The sequence below is a fragment of the Streptomyces sp. NPDC003035 genome, from assembly GCF_042888285.1.
Taxonomy (GTDB): domain Bacteria; phylum Actinomycetota; class Actinomycetes; order Streptomycetales; family Streptomycetaceae; genus Streptomyces.
In genome coordinates this window covers 331,554-353,132 of sequence record NZ_JBIAPJ010000004.1, presented here as the reverse complement: position 1 = coordinate 353,132, position 21,579 = coordinate 331,554, and the positions used below count along the sequence as shown (strand labels likewise).

Annotated in this window: 17 protein-coding genes and 2 pseudogenes; 7 read left to right on the top strand and 12 right to left on the bottom strand. The window is 70.3% G+C overall.

The window, feature by feature from the left end; translation table 11 throughout:
- Together ACFYV5_RS14800 and ACFYV5_RS14795 are read right to left on the bottom strand one after the other, a co-directional pair.
- Complete coding sequence (locus tag ACFYV5_RS14800) at nt 1-819, bottom strand: MBL fold metallo-hydrolase (protein ID WP_355110625.1); 819 nt, start codon at nt 817-819, stop codon at nt 1-3.
- 238 nt (nt 820-1,057) lie between these two features.
- On the bottom strand, nt 1,058-3,244 hold the full coding sequence (locus tag ACFYV5_RS14795; protein ID WP_389168452.1) for a SpoIIE family protein phosphatase: 2,187 nt from the start codon (nt 3,242-3,244) through the stop codon (nt 1,058-1,060).
- A 135-nt stretch (nt 3,245-3,379) separates the two neighbouring features.
- Here ACFYV5_RS14795 and aspS point away from each other — a divergent pair, with 135 nt between their 5' ends.
- Together aspS and ACFYV5_RS14785 are read left to right on the top strand one after the other, a co-directional pair.
- Nucleotides 3,380-5,206 (top strand): aspartate--tRNA ligase, encoded by a 1,827-nt coding sequence (gene aspS, locus ACFYV5_RS14790; RefSeq protein ID WP_389168450.1) that lies wholly within the window; start codon nt 3,380-3,382, stop codon nt 5,204-5,206.
- Nucleotides 5,207-5,410: 204 nt separating this feature from the next.
- The gene (locus ACFYV5_RS14785; RefSeq protein WP_389168448.1) at nt 5,411-5,977 is read left to right on the top strand and encodes a Uma2 family endonuclease; all 567 of its coding nucleotides are present in this window, start codon (nt 5,411-5,413) and stop codon (nt 5,975-5,977) included.
- Nucleotides 5,978-5,986: 9 nt separating this feature from the next.
- Here ACFYV5_RS14785 and ACFYV5_RS14780 read toward each other — a convergent pair whose 3' ends face one another.
- Both ACFYV5_RS14780 and ACFYV5_RS14775 read right to left on the bottom strand, forming a co-directional pair.
- Nucleotides 5,987-6,325, bottom strand: coding sequence for an SMI1/KNR4 family protein (locus ACFYV5_RS14780; protein ID WP_389168445.1), 339 nt, complete (start codon nt 6,323-6,325; stop codon nt 5,987-5,989).
- Nucleotides 6,322-7,206, bottom strand: coding sequence for a helix-turn-helix domain-containing protein (locus ACFYV5_RS14775; protein ID WP_389168443.1), 885 nt, complete (start codon nt 7,204-7,206; stop codon nt 6,322-6,324). The genes ACFYV5_RS14780 and ACFYV5_RS14775 overlap by 4 nt, the downstream gene beginning before the upstream one ends.
- 276 nt (nt 7,207-7,482) lie before the next feature.
- Between ACFYV5_RS14775 and ACFYV5_RS14770 the strand changes: the two genes are divergently transcribed.
- The 3 genes from ACFYV5_RS14770 (at nt 7,483) to ACFYV5_RS14760 (ending at nt 8,902) form a co-directional block, all read left to right on the top strand.
- Nucleotides 7,483-7,698, top strand: coding sequence for a hypothetical protein (locus ACFYV5_RS14770; protein WP_389168441.1), 216 nt, complete (start codon nt 7,483-7,485; stop codon nt 7,696-7,698).
- A 116-nt stretch (nt 7,699-7,814) separates the two neighbouring features.
- Nucleotides 7,815-8,696 (top strand): helix-turn-helix domain-containing protein, encoded by an 882-nt coding sequence (locus ACFYV5_RS14765; RefSeq protein WP_389168440.1) that lies wholly within the window; start codon nt 7,815-7,817, stop codon nt 8,694-8,696.
- A complete protein-coding gene (locus ACFYV5_RS14760) occupies nt 8,693-8,902 on the top strand; it encodes a DUF397 domain-containing protein (RefSeq protein WP_389168438.1) in 210 nt (69 codons plus the stop codon). Before ACFYV5_RS14765 ends, ACFYV5_RS14760 begins: the two co-directional genes overlap by 4 nt.
- 250 nt (nt 8,903-9,152) lie before the next feature.
- On the opposite strand, the gene ACFYV5_RS14755 is transcribed toward ACFYV5_RS14760, so the two are convergent.
- The 6 genes and pseudogenes from ACFYV5_RS14755 to metG form a co-directional block, all read right to left on the bottom strand.
- Entirely contained in the window at nt 9,153-9,602 is a 450-nt protein-coding gene (locus ACFYV5_RS14755; protein ID WP_389168436.1) for a hypothetical protein, read from the bottom strand.
- Nucleotides 9,599-14,122, bottom strand: a pseudogene (locus ACFYV5_RS14750) (putative T7SS-secreted protein). The gene ACFYV5_RS14755 and the pseudogene ACFYV5_RS14750 overlap by 4 nt, the downstream one beginning before the upstream one ends.
- A 2-nt stretch (nt 14,123-14,124) precedes the next feature.
- On the bottom strand, nt 14,125-14,754 hold the full coding sequence (locus ACFYV5_RS14745) for a hypothetical protein (RefSeq protein WP_355110613.1): 630 nt from the start codon (nt 14,752-14,754) through the stop codon (nt 14,125-14,127).
- On the bottom strand, nt 14,751-15,209 hold the full coding sequence (locus ACFYV5_RS14740) for an SseB family protein (RefSeq protein WP_389168434.1): 459 nt from the start codon (nt 15,207-15,209) through the stop codon (nt 14,751-14,753). Before ACFYV5_RS14740 ends, ACFYV5_RS14745 begins: the two co-directional genes overlap by 4 nt.
- Nucleotides 15,210-15,319: 110 nt before the next feature.
- On the bottom strand, nt 15,320-15,946 hold the full coding sequence (locus ACFYV5_RS14735; RefSeq protein WP_355110611.1) for a hypothetical protein: 627 nt from the start codon (nt 15,944-15,946) through the stop codon (nt 15,320-15,322).
- Between the two features lie 322 nt (nt 15,947-16,268).
- Nucleotides 16,269-17,888: a methionine--tRNA ligase gene (gene metG, locus ACFYV5_RS14730; protein ID WP_389168432.1), complete on the bottom strand. Its 1,620-nt coding sequence runs from the start codon at nt 17,886-17,888 to the stop codon at nt 16,269-16,271.
- 147 nt (nt 17,889-18,035) lie between these two features.
- Here metG and ACFYV5_RS14725 point away from each other — a divergent pair, with 147 nt between their 5' ends.
- On the top strand, nt 18,036-18,689 hold the full coding sequence (locus ACFYV5_RS14725) for a response regulator transcription factor (RefSeq protein WP_355110609.1): 654 nt from the start codon (nt 18,036-18,038) through the stop codon (nt 18,687-18,689).
- A 199-nt stretch (nt 18,690-18,888) separates the two neighbouring features.
- Here ACFYV5_RS14725 and ACFYV5_RS14720 read toward each other — a convergent pair whose 3' ends face one another.
- Entirely contained in the window at nt 18,889-19,128 is a 240-nt protein-coding gene (locus ACFYV5_RS14720; RefSeq protein WP_389168429.1) for a hypothetical protein, read from the bottom strand.
- Between ACFYV5_RS14720 and ACFYV5_RS14715 the strand changes: the two are divergent.
- Nucleotides 19,031-19,678 (top strand): annotated as a pseudogene (locus ACFYV5_RS14715) (sensor histidine kinase); the annotation flags it as partial. The gene ACFYV5_RS14720 and the pseudogene ACFYV5_RS14715 overlap by 98 nt on opposite strands.
- A 288-nt stretch (nt 19,679-19,966) precedes the next feature.
- Here ACFYV5_RS14715 and ACFYV5_RS14710 read toward each other — a convergent pair.
- Entirely contained in the window at nt 19,967-21,484 is a 1,518-nt protein-coding gene (locus ACFYV5_RS14710; protein ID WP_389168427.1) for a VWA domain-containing protein, read from the bottom strand.
- Between the last annotated feature and the right edge of the window lie 95 nt (nt 21,485-21,579).

The following is a 21,579-nucleotide window of genomic DNA, read 5'->3' as shown; positions in this document are numbered from 1 at the left end:
TCAGGTCGCCGCCGGAATGCCACCCGGCTCGAAGGAGGCCAGCATCTGCTCGAGCGCCGCCTGGTCCGGGCCCACGAACGGGTCGGCGTCCGGGGCCATCGTGATCGTGTCGATCATCAGGTCGGTCATCCGTACCGCCGGCGGCAGATGCGTGGACAGCACGATCTCCGGATTCATCTCCCGCAGCGGTTCGATCGTCGCCCGGTACTTCGCCGGGTCCACGACGTGCACCCACGGGCTGTCCAAGGTCGCCCACAGCAGCTGCGCCTCCCGCAGTTGCTCGGGCTTGAGGTCGTTCGCGTGCCCGCTCTCGGCGAGCTCCCCGGTCGGCACCGGACCGCCGAAGCAGTCCGAGCTGAAGCAGATCCGGGTCTTCTCGTCGTAGAAGCCGACCGTGGCGGGGTTGTCGAAGAGCGGTGGCTTGAAGGCGCGCAGCATGCGGTCGCCGACGTCGAGGGACTGGCCGGGGTTGAGGAAGTAGACGCGGTCCATCGGCAGCGGCCGCTCGGTGGTCATGATCCCGGCGCCGATGAAGGTGGTCACGACCTTCGCCCGGGGCGCGGCCACCAGCAGGTCGAAGATCCCGCCCGTGTGGTCGCGGTCGGGGTGGGTGAGCCAGATCCAGCGGACGTCGGCGGGGTCCATGACCGCGCCGAGCGCGTTGACGAAGTTCCGGTCGGATATCGAGAGCCCGGTGTCGACGACGACCGGCTCCTCGGCGGTGACGACGTACGCGTTGATGGGGAGGTGGCCGATTCCCGGCACTTCGAGGCTGTCGGCCAGGACGGTGGTGTCGCTCCCGACCTTGTGGGTGTCCATGGCAAGCTCCGTGGTCCCCCCGGGCGGCCGTACGACACCAGTCTCCTCCGCCGCCGCACACCCCGCGAGACGGGCCCGCGGCCCAAGCGCCCTTGTGCGCGGCGGCCTTACGCGCCAGAGCCGGCCTCCCCGCACCGCCTCCCCGCACCGGCTTACGCGCCGCAGCCCTACCCCCGCACGAGCCCTACCCCCGCACCAGCTCTACCCCGCACCAGCCCTACCCCCGCACCAGCTCTCTCTACGTGCAGCAGCCCTTCCCCGACGCCGGTTCGTTCAGCTCGAACCAGATGGACTTGCCCTCGCCCCGCGGATCCACGCCCCACGCGTGCGCCAGCATCTCCATCAGCACCAGGCCGCGCCCCGACGACGCCATCTCGCCCGGATGCCGCTTGTGCGGCAGCTCGTCGCTGCCGTCGGAGACCTCCACCCGGAGCCGCCGCGCGTCGTCGTCGCAGGTCACCGAGGCGACCAGGAGCGCGTCACCGTCGGTGTGGATGAGGACGTTGGTGAGCATCTCGGAGACCATCAGGACCGCCGAGTCGACCTGGTCCTCGTCGGTCCAGTCGTGCAGCAACTGGCGCAGGTGCTGGCGGGCCGCCGCGACCCGCTCCGGTTCCGCCTGGGCGACGGTCATCATCGTGCGGCGCGGCGCCTCGCGGACGGCCGGGCCCTGGCGGGAGAGGAGCAGGACCGCGATGTCGTCCTCGCGCCGGTCCGCGAGCGGCCCGGTGGTGTGGTGGGAACCGGGGCCGTGGACGGCCTCGACGAGGCTGTCGGCGAGCTCCTCCAGGGAGTCTCCCTCATGCCCTTCGAGCAGTGCGCGGATGCGGTCCCAGCCGGTGTCGAGGTCGTGGCCGCCGGTCTCCAGGAGCCCGTCGGTGCACATCATCAGGGTCTCGCCGGGCTCCAGGGTGAACCGCGTGGTGGGGTAGTCGGTGTCCGGGACGATGCCAAGGGGCAGCCCGCCGGCGGTGGGACGCAGGAGAACCGTTCCGTCAGTCATCCGGACCGCGGGGTCGGGATGTCCGGCCCGGGCGATGTCCACGACGCCGGTCACCGGGTCGATCTCCAGGTAGAGGCAGGTCGCGAAGCGCGGCCCGCTGCCCACGACGTCCCCGCCACCCCGGTTCACCCCCTCCTCGTCACCGTTCTCGGTGCCCGTGCCCGTGCCCGTGCCCGTGCCCGGGCCCCCGCTCCCGCCCGCGCCCACGTCCCCGTCCCCGTCGGTGATCCCGTACAGGAAGCGCGAGGCGCGGGAGAGCACGGCGTCCGGCCGGTGACCCTCGGAGGCGTAGGCCCGCAGCGCGATCCGGAGCTGGCCCATCAGCCCGGCGGCGCGGACGTCGTGGCCCTGGACGTCGCCGATGACGAGGGCGATGCGTCCACCGGGGAGCTGGATCATGTCGTACCAGTCGCCGCCGACCTGGAGCCCCCCGCCGGTGGGGACGTACCGCGCGGCGACATGCAGGCCCGGGATGCCGGGGCCGAGGACGGGCATCATCGTGCGCTGCAGGCCGAGCGACAGCTCGCGCTCGGACTCCGCGACCCCTGCCCGGGCGAGGGCCTGGGCGAGCATCCGGGCGACGGTGGTGAGGACGGACCGCTCGTCGGGGGTGAAGGCGACCGGGTGCTTGAAGGCGGCCATCCAGGCGCCCATGGTGCGCCCGGCGACGATGAGCGGGAGGTACGCCCACGACTGCCGGCCGAAGCGCTGGGCGAGCGGCCAGGTCACCGGGAAGCGCCGCAGGTACTCCTCGGGCGTCGGCAGGTAGATCGCCCGCCCGGTCCGTACGACCTCGGCCGCCGGGTAGTCGGTGTCCACCGACATCGAGGTGAACGGACCCTCGTCGCCCGCGCTGTGCCCGTGGTGGCCGATGATCGTCAGCCGCTCGCCGGCGACGCCGAAGACGGCGAGGCCGTCGGGCGAGAAGCCCGGCATGGAGAGCGAGGCGGCGACCCGCAGCACCTCGGCGGTCGACCGTGCCTCGGCCAGCGCCCGGCCCGCGTCGAGCAGGAACGCCTCGCGCGAGCGGCGCCAGTCACCGGTGACGGGCGTACGGGCGGCGGTGCCGGGCTGGGGTTCGGCGACCTCCTGGAGCGTGCCGACCAGCTGGTAGTCGTTCCCCTCGATGAGCGGCTTCGACCTGCTCCGTACGGTACGGATCACCCGTCCGTGTCCGTCCATGATCCGCAGCCGGGCCTCGGCGAGTGTCCCTTCGGCGACGGCGAGGTTCACGACCCCGTCGATCTCGTTCCAGTCGACGGGATGAAAACGGGAGCGTACGGCCGCTTCCGTGAGCTGGGCGGGTTCGGCGGGCAGCCCGAGGAGCCGGGCCGCCTCCGCGTCGAGCGTGACGATCCCGGAAGCGTTGTCCCAGCGCCACAGGCCGGTCGCGATCGCGGCCAGGACGTCCTCGATGCGCATTGCCCTACTTTATGAATATCGGACTCCAGGTCGCCACTGAGAGTATTCGAAAAGGGATCTTGGGTCGCCCGGTACCCTTGACGGGCCTGGATACGTCCGGGCTCCCCACCGATTCCGAAGACTGGATGAACGACGATGCATCGGTACAGGTCCCACACCTGCGGCGAGCTCCGCGCCTCTGACGTCGGCACCGACGTCCGGCTGAGCGGCTGGCTGCACAATCGGCGCGACCTGGGCGGCATCCTCTTCATCGATCTGCGCGACCACTACGGCATCACGCAGCTCGTCGCCCGGCCCGGCACCGCCGCCGCTGAGGTGCTCGACAAGCTGACGAAGGAGACCGTCGTCCGCGTCGACGGCAAGGTCGTCTCGCGTGGCGCGGAGAACGTCAACCCGGAGCTGCCCACCGGCGAGATCGAGATCGAGGCCGCCGAGGTCGAGGTCCTGGGCGCGGCCAAGCAGATTCCGTTCACGGTCAACACGGACGACGGCGTGAACGAGGAGCGGCGCCTGGAGTACCGCTTCCTCGACCTGCGCCGCGAGCGCATGCACCGCAACATCATGCTGCGCTCCGCCGTCATCGCCGCCATCCGCTCCAAGATGGTGGCTCTCGGCTTCAACGAGATGGCGACGCCGATCCTGGCCGCGACCTCCCCCGAGGGCGCCCGTGACTTCGTGGTCCCGTCCCGGCTGAACCCGGGCAAGTTCTACGCCCTGCCGCAGGCGCCGCAGCAGTTCAAGCAGCTGCTGATGATCTCCGGCTTCGACCGCTACTTCCAGATCGCGCCCTGCTTCCGTGACGAGGATGCCCGCGCGGACCGTTCGCCGGGCGAGTTCTACCAGCTCGACGTCGAGATGAGCTTCGTCGAGCAGGAGGACGTCTTCCAGCCGATCGAGAAGCTCATGACGGAGATCTTCGAGGAGTTCGGCGGCGGGCGGCACGTCACGTCCCCGTTCCCGCGGATCCCGTTCCGCGAGTCGATGCTCAAGTACGGCAACGACAAGCCGGACCTGCGCACCGACCTGGAGCTCGTCGACATCTCCGATGTCTTCGAGAACTCCGAGTTCAAGGCCTTCGCGGGCAAGCACGTGCGGGCGCTTGCGGTGCCGAACACGGGTGACCAGCCGCGCAAGTTCTTCGACTCGCTGGGCGACTTCGCGGTCTCCCTGGGCGCGAAGGGCCTGGCCTGGGTCCGCGTCGGCGAAGGCAACGCCCTTACCGGCCCGATCGCCAAGTTCCTCACCGAGGAGAACGTCAAGGTCCTCTCCGAGCGCCTCGGCCTGGCCCCCGGCCACGCGGTCTTCTTCGGCGCCGGTGACTTCGACGAGGTCTCCAAGATCATGGGCCCGGTCCGGGTCGAGGCCGCCAAGCGCGCCGGCCAGTTCGAGGAGAACGTCTTCCGCTTCGCGTGGATCGTCGACTTCCCGATGTACGAGAGGGACGAGGAGACCGGCAAGATCGACTTCTCGCACAACCCGTTCTCGATGCCGCAGGGCGGCCTGGAGGCCCTGGAGACCCAGGACCCGCTGGACATCCTCGGCTGGCAGTACGACATCGTCTGCAACGGCATCGAGCTGTCCTCGGGCGCGATCCGGAACCACGAGCCCGAGATCATGTTCAAGGCGTTCGAGATCGCGGGCTACTCGCGCGAGACGGTCGAGCACGAGTTCGCGGGCATGCTCCGCGCCTTCGAATACGGCGCCCCGCCGCACGGCGGCATCGCCCCGGGCGTGGACCGCATCGTGATGCTCCTGGCGGACGAGCCGAACATCCGCGAGACGATCGCCTTCCCGCTCAACGGCAACGCGCAGGACCTGCTGATGGGCGCCCCGACGGAGCTGGACGAGGCGCGGCTGCGGGAGCTGAACATCCAGCTGCGCAAGCCGGTCGAGAAGGCCGTCGAGAAGCCGACGGACGGCCGCCCGATCACGGACGCGGTCCACCCGGACGCGGCGCGGTAAGCAAGCTCGGCGAGAGGGCCCGGGACCGTCTTCGGACGGACCCGGGCCCTTTTGTGTCACTCACCAGGGTGAAGGAGCAGCGGTCTACCGACCCACAGGCGTGGCATATGCCACGGTCGCCGCATGGCGACTGCGACGAAACCGACGGATGCCGCGGGCAAGCACGTACCGTGGGAGGCACCACCGATCCGGGAGGAGTCTGCCGTGAGCGTCCTGTCTCAGGAGGGGTTCGAGGAACTCGCCCGTCTTGGCGAGCGTGTGGACGAATCGCTGCGTCTGGAGTTCATCGGCGGGAAGATCGGGGAGAAGGCGTTGCCGGACGGGGACCACGGGCGGATCATCGCTTGGCTGACGCGACTGTGCATTCAGGCTGACGCGGGCTGGTGGCTCTACCCGGATCAAGGCTTGCGGGTCGAGAAGTACCGCAAGGGCAACGCCCGGCCCGACGGTTGTCTCGTTCCGGTGGACGCGTTCGTGGGTCAGGGCGAGTGGGCGAGCGCCGACGCTGTACTGATGGTCGTCGAGGTCACCTCCGGTGACTCCGACACCGGCCGCCGGGACCGCGTCGAGAAGCCCCGCGCCTATGCCGAGGCAGGCATCCCCGTGTACTTGCTGATCGATCGCACCACTTGCGAGGTCAAGGTCCACTCCCAGCCGGACGGCGAGCGCTACGAGATGGTCGCGACGGTGCCGTTCGGGAAGTCCGTCCCGCTTCCCGAGCCGGTGGGCTTCGAGCTGGACACCGAGCCGCTGAAGAACTGGGTGCACTGACCCGGCCGGTCAGCGATACCAGTCTTCGCCGTCGCTTCCCAGGGAGCTGCGCAGGTAGTTCTCCAGAGACGACGTGAGCCACGTCCGGCTGTCCGTCTCGTGATCCCACACGAACACGTCGTCGCGTTCTGGGGCGCGGACGAAGGCGAACTGATCACCGCCACCGTTGTCCCCGAAGAACATCAGCGTCTCGAACGGCTGGTAGAGCTTGCGGAACTCCTCCGAGCCACGGAACGCAAGGTTCTCACTGAGAATCTTCTCCGCATTCCAGACGGTCTCCGTGCCGTACTCGTCCTCGATCCCGTTCGAGCCGGGGATCGTGCTGGAAGATGCGGTGCATCGCTTCATGGGGCGAGCTGACCACGGGGTTCCTCGGTGTTCGAGGGCGTGTGTCCCGGCGGCGCGCACGCTCCGCAGACGCCCGGCTCGGGGGCGCGGTAGGCGCGGTCGCAGTGGTCGCAGTTCTGGAGCGGGTGTCTGGCGACCGGGGCGCGGAACGGTGGCAGGGGCGGGAGTTTGGCGGCGAGGCGGTGGGCCAGGAGTGCGGCCGGGCGGTGGAGGGGCTCCGCGGGAAGGCCGGAGGTCAGGGCGCTCTGGACGGCCTCCGGCGTGAGGTCGCGTTCGAGCCAGGCGACGACTCCGGGGGCGAGGTGTTCGGCGTCGGTGGCGGAGAGCAGGAGGCGCGGGTCCTCACGGCGGAGGCCGGAGAGGACTCCGAGGGCGATCTGGAGGAGGTCGGGGGTGGGGTAGGCGGGCCGCGGTACGGCGGGCAGGGCGCGCCGCTGCGGCTTGGCCTCCTGGCGGTCAGGGCGCTTGGGCTTCGGCTTCGTCTCGTCCGTGTCGCCGGACCGGCGGCCCGGCTGGTTGCAGGACACCGTGCGGGTGACGATGCGGCCGCTGCTGGTCCGTTCGCAGGTGCGGCGCAGATAGCCGTGGGCCTCCAACTCCCGCAGGGCGGAGGCGATCCGCGTCTTCCCCTCGGGGAAACGTGCGGCGAGGGTCCTGATGTCGATGGGAGCGCCGCTGGGCAGGGACTGGATGTGGGTGGCCAGACCGATGGCGTGCAGTGACAACTCGGCGTGCTGGGCGAGGTGGTTGCCGATCACTGTGAAGCGGGTGGTGTGCCGGGAGTTGTCGTGGATGACACCACCGACTCGCCGGGAGGGGTGGTTTTTCCCGCTGTTACGGGACTGGGCGTGCGGGCGCACGCTAGTGTTCTGGGTATCCATCGGGAAGGGGCTTTCTTCCTCGGTGGTCAGGCCCTCGCACTGGGATTCGCAGTCCCGGCGGGGGCCGACGCATGTCAGCAGTGATGTGGTGTGTCGCGCTGAGCGTAGATCATGCAACCCGTCCCGAAGCCAGCCAAGTTGGTGCTTTTCACCCGTGTGAGTGAGCGTGCGCCGTGGGCGGGAAGGGGTGGGGTTTGGTGCGGTCCTTTCACCTCATGTGTCTTGGTTCATGGGATCGCCCCTGCCACCGGAGCCCAGCCGACGGGCCTCCGGTGCGTGAACGATTTCCGCAGGTCAGGGGCGCGGAAGGTCGAGTTCGCCCATACGGTCTTCTGGGGGTACGGGACCGAGCCCGACGCCCCACCGGTCGGCGAGGGCCTCGACGAGGAGCAGGCCGCGCCCGAGCCCGCGCCGGGGGAGGTCATCGCCCGTGTCGGGCACAACACTGAAGTGACGTGTCTGCGAGCGAAGTTGGGCGGCATTCAACAGTGACGATGCCGCTGCGTAACGTGACTGTCCGGGGCTTGTCCACTGTTGTCCGGGCTGTCGGAACCCGTCCGATGGGTTGGGGCGTCGCGGCACGGAGGCGCGGACAGAGGGGTGCGGGCATGTCGGTGGACAGCGAGGCCGGAGTACGGCGGCTCAAGAGTGAGGCGGACGAGCCGGGCTGGGAGGTGGATCCGGACGACGACTGGGGTGTGGCCGTCGTCGCCACCGTGGGGCGGCAGTTGAGGCTGCGCAGGGAGGCGGTGGGGATGCGGGCCGCCGACTTCGGCGAGGCGGTCGGCTACGGCGAGGACATGGTCTACAAGATCGAGGGCGGCAAGCGGATCCCGCGCCCCGAGTTCCTGGACAAGGCGGACGAGGTCCTGGACGCGGGCGGGCTGATCGCGGCCATGAAGGAGGACGTACGGAAGGTCCGCTACCCGAAGAAGGTCCGGGACCTGGCGAAGCTGGAAGCCATGGCGGTGGAGCTCCAGCTGTACGACCCCCTCAACATCCATGGGCTGTTGCAGACACCGGAGTACGCGCGCGGGCTGCTCCTGATGCGACGGCCGGCGTACACGCAGGACGAGGTGGAGCGGATGGCGGCGGGTCGTATGGCCCGCAAGTCGGTGTTCGAGCGGGATCCCGCCCCCGAACTCAGCTTCGTCCTGGAGGAATGGACGCTCCGCCGCCCGCTGGGCGGCAGGACGTCGCTGCGCCGCCAGCTTGAACACCTGCTGGAAGTCGCACACATGCGGAACGTCGAGCTTCAGGTGATGCCGATGGACCGCGAGGAGCACGCCGGGCTGGCAGGTGGCATCGAGGTGCTGAAGTTCGGGGACGGATCGGCGGTCGGACGCTCGCCGGCCGTGGTCAGCGGCCGCCCCGTGACCGAGCCGCGGCAGCTCCGTATCCTTGAGCTGCGGTACGGCATCATCCGGGCTCAGGCGCTCACGCCCCGTGAGTCGACCGCCCTCATCGAGCAACTGCTGGGAGAGACATGATCCGCAACACCTCGGCCGGCGACGCCTCCGAACTGGCGTGGTTCAAGAGCAGTTACAGCAGCAGCAGCGAAGGCGACTCCTGCGTCGAGGTCGCCACCACCCCCGGCGCCATCCACGTCCGCGACTCCAAGTGCCTCGACGGCCCCCGGCTCGCGCTCACCCCGGGCGCGTGGTCGGGCTTCGTGACGTACGCATCAGCCAACTGACATCTCCAACCGCTCGCATCCCACGCCTGGTTGTCACCGGGTGTGGGGCGCGTGGTCGCTCACCGTCGGGGTTTCAGAACCGTATCGCCGTGTACTTGCTGATCGACCTGACGACCTGCGAGGTCAAGGTCCACTCGCAGCCGGACGGCGAACGCTACGAGAGCTGAAAAACTGGGTGCATTGACCTCGTTGATCGAATCGGATTCGAGTGGCCGGCTCGATTGGCCTCATGCTGACAAGCGTTGGACGGTTACGTAGCCGGAGTGGATGCAACGAAAGCCACGTACTCGTATTCCTCTTCGAAAAACACGAGCAAACGCCCGCTGCCTTGCGATAGCAAGGTGAGGTTCTTCCCCAATGTTTCCATCAGGGTTACACCCCATCCCATTTCAAGGTGTCGAAGTTTGATCCAGGGGAAGTTTTCCAAATTTGTCGCTGCCATGAGCGGAGCGCTCATTCCCTGCTCGGTCACAATCCTCTCGATCCAATGGCCCAGTTCTTCTGGGGTCGTCAACGGCGTGGAGAAGCTCGCACGTGTGTCACTGCGATAGAACCGAGACCGTTCTTCGACGGTCCAACGTGGCGGGACGAATTCTTCAAAGTAGGCCGCGAGACCTGCGGTGGCCAGGTGCTGCTCGATCCGGCGTCTCTCCTTGATCTCTCGCGCCGAGAGAAGTCGTCTCCGAAGCTCTTCGCTCATCTGTTGGTCACGCTCTCTCCCGTGTAATAGAAATGATGGTTTTCGCCGATCTGAACGTATCTTTTCCCCATCATGTCGACATTGAATGTGCCCTCTGGGGGGCGGCCCGCATGGAAATGCGGGTATGGAGCCTTAGGGTCGTTGGTGTGCTCAGCGATAACTCTTGTCCCATGAGGGGTTTCGTACTGATAGTATCGCCCGTGCGAGCCCTCATTCGTGCTGTACGCGTAGTTGCTGTAGCGCCGCTGCTTGCTCTCGTCGTCGCCGACTTCCCACTGCTTTGTCGGCTGCTGGCTATTGGGGATTCCTGCTCGCTCTCGAGCCGCATTGAAAGCTTCGGTCCGAGTTTCGAAGTACGTGTTACAAGCGGCCAGCCCCAACGGATCGCTCCACGTGTGGGGGTTGTGGACGTACGTGACCGGGTTGTCGGCCGGGGCGAGGCCCAGGGGGTCCGGGGAGAGGTAGCGCGCCGATTCCGGGTCGTAGTAGCGGAAGTGGTTGTAGTGGAGGCCCGATTCGGGGTCGAAGTACTGGCCCGGGAAGCGGAGGGGGGTGTACGCCGTGGCGTCTCGCGTCCAGGTGGTGGTGCCCCAGAGGGTGGCGCGGGTGCGCCAGGCCAGGGTGCCGGACTCGTCGACGAGTTCCGTCGGGGTGCCGATCAGGTCCGTGACGATGGCGAAGAAGCGCTCGTCCGTGGAGTCCGTGCGGCGCTCCGTCTGGGTCAGGGGGCGCAGGCCCGCGTGGTCCCAGGTCATGGTGAGCTCGTCCGTCGTCTGTTCGCAGAGGGTCGTGCCGTCCCACGTGAAGTGGACCGTTTCCAGCGGTGATCGCTTGGATATGCGGCGGCCCAGGGGGTCGTACGCGTATCGCCAGACCGTGCCGTCCGGGGTGGTGACGGAGGTGAGGCGGTCCTCGGCGTCCCACGCGTACCGCCAGGTGTCCGGCTTCCGTGACAGGCGGGTCTTCTGGCGCAGGACCGTCCGGCCCTGGGCGTCGTGTTCGTAGCGGACCGAGCCGGCCCGGGTGATGCGGGTGCCCTGGTACGTCCGCGTGCCCGTCGACTCGTGGGACGGGTGGGTGGACGGCCAGGATGCCTCCGACTGGTTGCCCGCCTCGTCGTAGGCGTAACGCTCCGTCCAGCGGTCCGCCCGGACCGCCGTGACGCGGCCCGCCCCGTCCAGGTCGAAGCGGCGTGTCCCCGACAGCGCGTCCGTGACGGATATCAGTCCCCCGTCGGGGCGGTAGCCGTAACGGCGGTGCTGGAGGTGGTTTCCCTGGGACGTGATCTCTTGAGTCGTCAGGCGGCCCAGCTCGTCGAAGGACGACGTCAGCGAGGTGAAGCCCCCGATGTCGCGGGTCACTTCGCGCCCCAAGGCGTCGAAGGAGAAGTCGAGTGTGCGGCCGGAGGTGGTGAGCCGGCTCCTGCGGCCCACCGCGTCGTACGACCACTCGCTCACCGAACCGGCCGGCGTCGTCCGCCCCACCCGGCGGCCGATCCCGTCGTACGCGTACGTCAGCGTCCGGCCGTTGACCGTCTCCGACTTCAGGCGGCCGTAGCGGTCCCGGAGGCGGATCAGCGTCGCGTCAGGTCCCGTCGCCGCCGCCAGTTCGTCGAAGATGTCGTACTCGTATGTGGTGACCGCCCCCTCCGCGTCCTTGCGCACGACCTGACCGAGCTCGTTGTGCTCGAACAGGACCGTCTGACCGAGGGGGTTGGTACGGGAGGTCAGCCGGCCCGCCCCGTCATAGCCGTACGTCAACGTCCGGTCGTCGAAGTCCGTCTCGGACAGCAGCCGGCCGGCCGGGTCGTAGTCGTAGTCCCACGTCAGGCCCTGGGGGTTGGTGACCTGGGTCAGCTGAAGCGTGGCGTCGTGGGTGAAGGCGTAGCGGACCCCGTCCGGCTCCGTACGGGACCTCACCACGTCGAAGTGGCCGTACTCGAAGCGCGTGGTGGCCCCCAGCGCGTCCGTGTGGGTCAGGCAGTTGCCCTCGCCGTCGTACGTCCACGACTCCTCCGAGCCGTCCGGCGCCAGGCGCCGCGACAGCCGGCCCTCCACCGTCCACTCGAAGCGGGTCACGGCACCGAGCGGGTCCGTGATCGCGATCGTACGGCCGAAGGCATCCCGCTCGTACCGGGTCGTCGCGCCGAGCGGATCGGTGATCTCGGTGGGGAGGCCGTGGCCGTCCAGGGCCAGCCGGGTGGTGTGGCCGAGCGGGTCGGTGATCGCGGTCAGACTCCCCGCGGCGTCGTAGGAGAACTCCGTCCGCGCCCCCGATGCCTCCGTCGCCGACGTGAGGTTGCCACGCTCGTCGTACGTCTGGCGGACCGTCGTGCCGTCCGTGCGCGTGACGCGGACCGGGAGGCCGAGGGCGTCGTACTCGGCCGTCGCGGTGCGGCCGTCCGGCCGGACCGCGGAGACGAGCCGGCCCTCCTCGTCGTAGGAGAAGCGGGTGACCGCGCCCAGGGGATCCGTACGGGACAACAGGCGGCCCCGAGCGTCCCGTTCGTACGTCGTGACGGCCCCGGTCGGGTCGGTCTCCGCGACGATCTGCCGCCGCTCGTCCACCTCGTACCGGGTCGTGCGGCCGAGGGCGTCCGTGATCGTCGTCAGGTCCTCGGCCCACGTGTACCGGAAGGCCATGACACCGTCGGCGCCCGACTGCGAGACGCAGCGGTGCTCCTCGTCGTAGACGTAGTCGTAGCGGCTGTCGTTGGTGTCGGTCCACGAGGTGATCCGGCCGTGCTCGTCGTAGCCGAAGCGCAGCGGGCGGCCCGAGGAGTTGGTCACGGAGGTCAGATGACCGTCGGTGTAGCCGTAGCGGAGGATCTCCTGCTCGCCCAGGTGCAGAGCGGTCACACGGGAGCCGTCGGTCGTCAGCCGCAGGTGGTAGCCGCCGTGATGGACGACGGAGGCCGGGACGCCGCCGGCGTCGTACTCGAAGGTGATCCAGTTGCCGTTGCGGTCGTCGATCTGGGAGAGAAGGGCGAGGTCGTCCGTGTGCAGGGTGAAATGCAGGACGCGGCCCGTTCCCGGATCGGTGACGGTGTACGTGTCCCCGTCGCGGTCCAGCGTCCAGCGCCGGCTGCCGTGCGTGGGCAGCACAGGGACGCCGGGAGCGGGGTGGGGATACGCGAGCAGGCTGGTGTCCTCGCAGAGAAGGACGACCCCCTCGGAGTCGATCTCCAGTCGCTGGTCGAGCGTGCTCGCCCACGTCGGGCCTCACCAGCGGCCCGCCCGGTAGGAGGACTCGAAGGTCCGCGCGAGGACCAGCGGCAGGGAGCCCGGCAGCGTGATGTCCGTCTGCGGCAGGATCATGCGGCCGGTCGCCATGTCGACGGGGTCGCCGCCTTTGCACTTCTCCCCGTCGGGGCGGCAGGTGCCGTGCGGGTCCGTCGTATGGCCCTGCCGGCCTTTGCCGTTCGGGCTGTCGACGAGGTCCTTCGCGCGGGCGATCGTCTTCAGACCGCCCGCACCCTTGGTTCCGGCCGCCTCGAGCACCGCGCGCCCCAGGAACTCCTCCGGGTCGCTCTTGGCCGCCTCCCACGCGGCCTGTAGCGCCCGGTCGGGGTGGGCGGCGGTCGAGACGACCCCGGCCAGGGTCATGTTGACGTTCTCGTAGTACTCGGCCGGATGGGCGCGGTTGTACGCGTCCCGTGGATCCATCGAGCGGATGAAGTTGGTGAGGCCGACGACACCCTTCACGGCGCCTCCGGCGAAGTGCAGCCGTGACGCGCCCGTGGCCAGGGCGTAGTCCATCGCGTCGTTCTTGAGCCGGTCACCGAGTGACGGCTCGGCCGGGGCGTGCGCCAGTGCGGACGCGATCGCCTTCTTCGCCGTATCCGCCGCCTCGTTCCGCTGGCGTCGCGCGTCGGCGAGGATCTCCTGGGCGCGGGCCCGCTGGGCGTCTCCCGGGTCCGTCCCGGGGGCGGGGCAGGGCAGTGGAGCATCACCGTCGAGCGATGCCTTGTAGTCGGCGACCTTCTTCTCGTACGCCGCCTGCGCCGATGTCGAGGATTCGTTTCCTCGCTTGTACAGGGCGATCGCCTCGCGCGCCTTGCCCTGCGCCCAGGTGACGGTCGTCCCGTACGCCTCCAGGGCGGCCGCCGCCGAACCGAAGGCATCGGACGCGTGCAGCCAGCTTGTCGGCAGGGCCCGGAACTCCTCCTGGAAGGTCTTCTGCGCCTCGCCCTTCCAACGGCCCGAGCCCTCCACGGCCTTCAGACCACGGCCGACGCTGTCGAACGCCGACTGGAAGTCACGCAGGTTCTTCGCCGTCGCGGTGATCTCGCCCACGTCGCCGTGCACGAGCTCGTTCGGCTCCTCGGACTGCCCGAGCTGAGCCTCCCCGACCTCCGCCCCGAGTGCGGACGCGGCCCGGTCGCCCCAGTCCTCGACCTTGTCCGCGGCCCCCTCGGCGCCCACGTGGTCCAGGCCGTCCCCGATGAGGTTCGTGGCGCCGTCGACGGTCTCTCCGAGCAGCCGCTTGCCGCCTTCGAACAGGTCCCCCCATTCCGGCATCTTCAGCGCTCCCGGGCTCGGTCGACGGCCGTCTGTGACGGGTCGAGCCCCTCACGCAGCTGCTCGTCCATCGCCTCACGCTGACGGGGATCGATGACGCCGGCGTCGCCCATCGAGTCGAGCAGCCCGTCCTCGACGTCGTACGCCGTGTCCCGCCACGTCTGCTCGACGTTGTCCTGGGCCCGGCGTATCGACTCCGGGCTGTGGTCGGGGTTGTCGGTCGGGCTCTGGTTCTTGATCTCGTCCCAGCTCTTCTGCTTGACCTCGTCCTCGGACAGGTGGGGATTGCCGTTGGCGGCGTTCGTCGCGATCTTGATGGTGTCCTTGATGTAGCGCTCCTGTTCGGCGAACGCGCCCGCCGACACCCCCAGAGCGGCCGTGAAGACGTTCGCCTTCTGCATCAAGTCCCGTACGCCCCAGCCCCAGCGGTCACAGAAGGTCTCGAACTGCTCCGCGAGCCCCTGATGCCCGAGCTTCACTCCGGACATCGCCAGCGTGGAGAAGCCGCGGCCCGTGATGGCCTGCTGGCCGATCGACAGATCCTTCAGCTCTCCGTGTGCCTTGTCGATGCCCTGCGCGATCAGTTCGAGCGCGCCCTCCGGCGCCGCCAGGTCCGGATCACTCCCGCTCATGCCCCACCCCCGAGATCCACCACCGCCGAGTCCGGGACGACGCCCTCGACCGGCGGGAACACCATTCCGTCGTCGCTGCCGGCATCCAGCGCCACCCCGGCGGGCACGCCGGACGCGGCGGTCAGCTTCGGGACGAGCACGTCCAGCAGCCGGGCGCCGAGGAGCGTGCGGTACTCCCACTCGCGGCCGGCGTCACCCTGTGCCCTCGCGAATCGCGCCAGGCACTCCTCGTTCGAGAAGGCGCATATCCAGCGCACCCCGCCGTGCTCGGCCGTCCACAGACTGCCGTACGGATCGATCGGGACGAGCACCGCCGTACGCCGGAACTCACCCAGCAGCACCGCGAATTCGCGCAGGGCGGCGACAGACGGCTCTGCCGGTGCCGGTGCCGGTGTCGGTGCCGACGCCCGTGCCGGTGTCGCCATCGATGTGTCGGCCAGGTCCGACAGTCGCATGTGCCCCTCCCCCGTCACGCACACGCGTGCGATCGTCACACACCGCCCTTCCCGACTGCAATCATTTTGGCCGAGAACGAACCTGCGGGGCGTCGTCCTCCGTTCCGCGGTCAGCCGAGCGGGCGGCGTGTCTCCTCGCGGACCTTGAGTGTGGTGTCGGCCGCCTTCGTCAGGTCGACGGACTCCGGGCTCAGGTCCGCGGATTCCGTCGTCATCTCGGCGACGGCGGCGTTCGTGTTGTCGTCCGCCCAGGCGCACATGGGGTAGGTCGCCCGGCCTCCGCCCGCCTGTTCCGTGGCGAGGACCTGGCAGGTCACCGTCGTGGTCGCGCCGGACGGGGTGACGTCCTTCGGGGCGACGAGCACGCTGGTGCCCGCCGCCTCGCGAGCGCCCTTGAGGATCCTCTCCCTCGCCAGGTCCGGGTCCTTGATCCGCCCGTACAGGCCGGAGACGACCAGGACCCCGGCCCCGTCCTCCCCGGCGGCCGCGTACTGGCCCAGCACGCCCTTCGGGTCGCGGACGACGGCCTCGCTCGCGTTCTTCAGCCCGGCGTCGGCCTGGCCCGAGCGGTCGTCGGCGAGGGTGTACCGGCCGTCCAGCAGTGTCTTGGGGAGGGTGAGCCGGTGCGTCGCGGCGGGGTAGGACCCGGAGCTCGAGCCGCCGCGCAGGCCTCCGTTACCGATCCACGAGAGCGTCAGAAGGCCGATGACGGACGCGGCGGCGATCCCCAGGATCATGCCGGTCCGGTTCTTCGGTGGCGGCGGGGGCGGAAGCGGGGGCGGGTACCCGCCCCAGGCACCCTGCGGCGGATAGTACGGCGAGGGGACGGGGCCGGGCCCGTACGCGCTTGCGTTCTGAGGGGGCCCGGGAGGCGGAGGCATGGACATGCCCCCGACCGTATGCCCACCGCCATGGTGACCGATCCTGTTCGGCCACCCGGTCGACGTGGTCCGCGTCCGTCCGCGTACGACAGTGGCCGCCCGCGTACGACGGTGGCCGTCCGCGTACGACGGTGGCCGCCGCCCCCTCGCCGGAGGGGGAAGCGGCCACGGTCGTGTGTCAGTCCTTCTTCGGCTCCTCCAGGCGCGGGAAGAGCACCGCGCCCTTCGTTACCGTCGCGCCCGGCGGGAGCTGGCCCCACGTGCCGGCGTCCTGGACGCGCTGGTCGGCCAGGGGGCCCAGGTCGGCGGCCTCGGCGCCGAGGGAGTCCCAGAGCTTCTGGGAGGTCTCCGGCATGATCGGGTTGAGGAGGACCGCGACGCCCCGCAGGGATTCCGCCGCCGTGTAGAGGATCGTCGCCAGGCGGGCGCGGCCCGCCTCCGACTCGTCCTTCGCGACCTTCCAGGGCTCCTGCTCCGTGATGTAGCCGTTGACCTGCTTCACGAAGTCGAAGATCGCCAGGATGCCGCCCTGGAAGTCCAGTTCCTCGCCGATCTTCCGGTCGGCCGTCGCGACCGCCTTCGCCAGGCCCTCGTGGATCGCCTTCTCCGCGTCGCCGTCGGCCGTCGCGGCCGGCAGGGCGCCGTCGAAGTACTTGCCGACCATGGCCGCCACGCGCGAGGCGAGGTTGCCGTAGTCGTTGGCGAGCTCGGAGGTGTAGCGGGCGGTGAAGTCCTCCCACGAGAACGAGCCGTCGCTGCCGAAGGCGATCGCCCGCAGGAAGTACCACCGGTACGCGTCCACGCCGAAGTGCGAGGTCAGGTCCTGCGGCTTGATGCCGGTCAGGTTCGACTTCGACATCTTCTCGCCGCCGACCATCAGCCAGCCGTTGGCGGCGACCTTGCCGGGCACCGGCAGGCCCTGCGCCATCAGCATGGCCGGCCAGATCACCGCGTGGAAGCGCAGGATGTCCTTGCCGACGAGGTGGACGTCGGCCGGGAACGTCTCGTCGAACTTCGCCTGGTTCGAGCCGTAGCCGACGGCCGTCGCGTAGTTCAGGAGCGCGTCGACCCACACGTAGATGACGTGCTTGTCGTCCCACGGGACCGGGACGCCCCAGTCGAAGGTCGACCGGGAGATGGACAGGTCCTGAAGGCCCTGCTTCACGAAGTTCAGGACCTCGTTGCGGGCCGACTCCGGCTGGATGAAGTCCGGGTTCGCCTCGTAGAACTCCAGCAGCTTCGGGCCGTACTCGCTCAGCTTGAAGAAGTAGTTCTCCTCCTTGAGGATCTCCACCGGCTTCTTGTGGACGGCGCACAGCTTCGTGCCGTCCTCCGCCTCGATGAGATCGCCGGGGAGCTTGTACTCCTCACAGCCCACGCAGTACGGGCCTTCGTACCCGCCCTTGTAGATCTCGCCCTTGTCGTACAGGTCCTGCACGAACTCCTGGACGCGGTCCGTGTGACGCTTCTCCGTCGTCCGGATGAAGTCGTCGTTCGCGATGTTCAGGTGCTCCCAGAGGGGCTTCCACGCCTCCTCCACGAGCTTGTCGCACCAGGCCTGAGGCGTGACGTTGTTCGCCTCGGCCGTGCGCATGATCTTCTGACCGTGCTCGTCCGTGCCGGTGAGGTACCACACCTTCTCGCCGCGCTGACGGTGCCAGCGCGTGAGCACGTCGCCTGCGACGGTCGTGTAGGCGTGGCCCAGGTGAGGAGCGTCGTTGACGTAGTAGATGGGGGTCGATACGTAGAAAGACTTCACGCCGTTCGCCCCCTGCTTCTCGGATCCAGTGGCCGCCATGGTCGAAATCCTAACGGGCAGTTCAAGATCCACTCACATCCATAACAAGGGGTGGGACGGGACGGGGGACGGAACGGGGGACGGAGACGTTCGCGAAACGTCGGCCCGCGTAGAAAGCGGGGGTGAGGGAGGACGAGGGAGGAACGTATGCGCGTACTGGTCGCCGAGGACGAGGAGGTCCTCGCGGAGCTCGTCGCCACCGGTCTGCGGCGGGCCGGATTCGCCGTCGACACCGTCTACAGCGGCGACGCCGCCCTCGCCTGTCTCGGCCTGCACGACTACGACGTCGTCGTCCTCGACCGCGACCTGCCGCGCGTCCACGGCGACGACGTGGCACGGGAACTCGTCGCCGGGGCGGCCCGGACCCGGATCCTCATGCTGACCGCGTCCGCGACGACGGAGGACCGGGTCGAGGGGCTCGACCTCGGCGCCGACGACTACCTCGGCAAGCCCTTCGAGTTCCCCGAGCTGGTCTCCCGGGTGCGCGCGCTGCACCGGCGCAGCGCCCGGCCCGTACCGCCGCAGCTGGAACGGGCGGGGGTGCGCATGGACACCGTACGGCGGACCGTGACCAGGGAGGGCCGCGTGCTCGACCTCTCCCCGAAGGAGTTCTCCGTGCTGCAGGTCCTGCTGGAGGCGGACGGAGCCACGGTCTCGGCCGAGGAGCTCCTGGAGCGCGCCTGGGACGCGCACACCGATCCCTTCACCGGCGCCGTACGGGTCTGCATGAGCAAACTCCGCGGAAAGCTCGGGGAGCCGGCGCTGATCCGCACGGTTCAGGGTGTGGGGTACGCGCTGTGAGCGGCGGCGGCGGCCGTCCGATCGGCGCGGGGTCCACGATCCGCACCCGGATCGCGCTCGTCTACGGGGGTGCCTTCATCGTCCTCGGCGGCTGCCTGCTGACCGTCGTGAACCTGCTCTCCCGCGCCGGTACGGAAGGGGAGGCGGAGGCCATAGCGGCGCGGGTCCGGGTGGTGGCGCCCTTCGAGACCGTCACCGCCTACCGGCTGAGCGACGACGTCAGCCGGGCCGCCGGCGAGCAGATGCTGATGTGGTCCTGCCTCGCCCTGGCCGTCATGGCCTTCGGCGCGGTCGTCGTGGGCTGGTGGACGGCGGGGCGGGTGCTGCGGCCGGTCCACGAGATGACCGCGCGGGCGCGACGGCTCTCGGAGCGGAACCTCCACGAGAGGATCGCGGCGGGCGGGCCCGATGACGAGCTGAAGGAGCTCGGCGACACCATCGACGCGCTGCTCGGCCGGCTGGAGGCCGCCTTCGACAGTCAGCGGCGGTTCATCGCGAACGCCTCGCACGAGCTGCGGACCCCGCTCGCCACGCAGCGCACCGCGATCCAGGTCGGGCTCGACGACTCCTCCGAGGTCAAGCAGGTCCTGCTGGATGCCAACCGGCGCAGCGAGCGGCTCATCGAGGGCCTGCTGCTCCTCGCCCGGAGCGAGCGCGGGCTGGCGGAGCGGGAGGACGTACGGCTGGGGGCCGTGGTCGAGGAGGAGTGCGAGACGTACGGGGTGGAGGCGGTGTCCGTGACGGGGGGTGCGGGGGGCGTCGTGCGGGGGAGCCGGGTGCTGCTGGGGCAGCTCGTACGGAACCTGGTCGCGAACGCGGTCGCGTACAACGTGCCCCGGGGGCGGGTGGAGGTGTCCGTCGAGGGGGGCGTGCTCACCGTCGTCAACACCGGGCCTGTGGTGGCGGCGGACGACGTGCCGGGGCTCTTCGAACCGTTCCGGCGGGGGGAGGGGCGCGACCGGATGGGGCCGGGGGCGGGGCTCGGCCTGTCGATCGTCCGGTCGATCGCGGTGGCGCACGGGGGGACGGTGGGGGCCGTGGCGCGGGGGGAGGGAGAGGGGGGCGGCCTGGTCGTGGGCGGGGGGCCGCCCCCCCCCCCCCGCCCCCCCCCCCCCGCCCGCCCCCCCCCCCCCCCCCCCCCCCCCCCCCCCCCCCCCGGGGCGGGGGCCGCGGGGGGGGGGGGCGGGGGGGGGGGGGGCGGGGGGGGGGGGCGGGGGGGGGGGGGGGGGGGGGGGGGGGGGGGGCCCCGGCGGGCCCCCGGCCCCCGAGGCCGGGGATCAGAGCTGCCAGTCCGCCAGCAGCCCGCGGTAGAAGGCGGCGTGCGCGGTCTCGGACGGGGTCGCGCCGGCGAGGAAGTGGCCGGTACGGGGGGCGGTCAGCTTACGGAGGTAGTCGAAGGCCTTGTTGTCCTCCTCGCCCCAGGCCACGAACTGCCAGTGGATCGGGCGGTCGGCGGCCTCGGCGAGGGCCTGGGTGGCCGCGGTCTTCGACTCGGGGGCGCCGTCGGTCTGGAAGACGACGAACGCGGGTCGGGTGGGGTCGGTCTTCTCGTGGTGGGCGAGGACCTCTTCGACGGCGCGGTGGTAGTTCGTCCGGCCGAGGCGGCCGAGGCCCGCGTTGATCTCGTCGATGCGGCCCTCGAGGCCCGCGGGGCGGAGTTCGGCGGTGCCGTCGATGTCGGTGGAGAAGAAGACGGCGGTGACGGTGGCGTCCTCGTCGAGGTGCGCGGCGAGGGCGACGGTCTGCTCGGCGAGGCGCTGCACGGAGCCGTCCTTGAAGTACCCGCGCATCGAACCGGACCGGTCGACGACGAGATACACGGCGGCCCGCGCCCCGATGAGCCCCTGCTTCTTGAGCACGGCCCCGGCGGCCTTGTACGCCTCGACGAGGTACGGGGCGTCGGCCTTGACCTGGGAGAGCGGGGTCGCGGTCGTGGCGGGGGCGCCGTGCGGCTCCGTGGCCGGGGCGTCCTCTGCCTCCGAGGCGGGGGTGCCGCCTGCGTCCACGGCGGCGGCGACCGGCTCGGGGGCGTCGGCGTCGGTCGCGGTGTCGGTCTCCGGCTCCGCCGTGTCAGCTGCCGCCGGCTTCGCGGCGGTGGCGTTGTCGGACGCGTCCGCGTCCCCGCGCTCGGCCTCCTCGGCGGCGGGTGTGTCCGCCTCACCTTCCGGCACGGTGACGTCGGCGTCGACCGTCTCCGCTTCGGCCTGCTCGGCCGGGGTGGTGGCCTCCTCGGCGGCGGGTGCGTCCGCCTGCGGTTCCGCCGTGTCGGCTGCCGCCGGTTCCACGGCGGTGGCGTCGTCGGACGCGTCCGCGTCCTCGGCGATGGGTGCGTCCGCCTCGCCCTCCGGCGCGCGGGCGTCGGTGTCGACCGTCGCCTCCGGCGTCGCGGGCTCGCCCTCCGTGACCTTCTCGGCCGTCGGCTCCAGGGCGTCCGGCTGCTCAACCGCCGTCTCCGACAGCTCGGTCGCCGCCGGTTCCGCCGTGGAACCGGCGGCAGCCGACACCTCCGTCGCCTCGGCCGCGGCGGCCACCTCGGTCTCCGGTTCGGCGGGCTCGGGGGTCTCGGCCGCGGCGGCCGCCTCGGTCTCCGGTTCGGCGGGCTCGGGGGTCTCGGCCGCGGCGGCCGCCTCGGTCTTCGGCTCAGCCGGCTTCTCCGGCTCCGCCGGCCTCGCGTTCGGGACCTTCAGGTTGTCGAAGGCCGCCGCCACCAGGTCGTCCGCGGCGCGCTTCGCCGCCGTGTCCGTTGTGGCTCGTTCGGTCGCGCTCTCCGCCGGCGTCGGGGACGGGAGCGTCACCGACGGGGGCTCCTCAGGCGTCGCGTTCTCCGCCGGGGTCGGCGACGGGAGTGTCACCGACGTCGCGCGGTCCGCCTGGGGCGGGACGGAGGTTG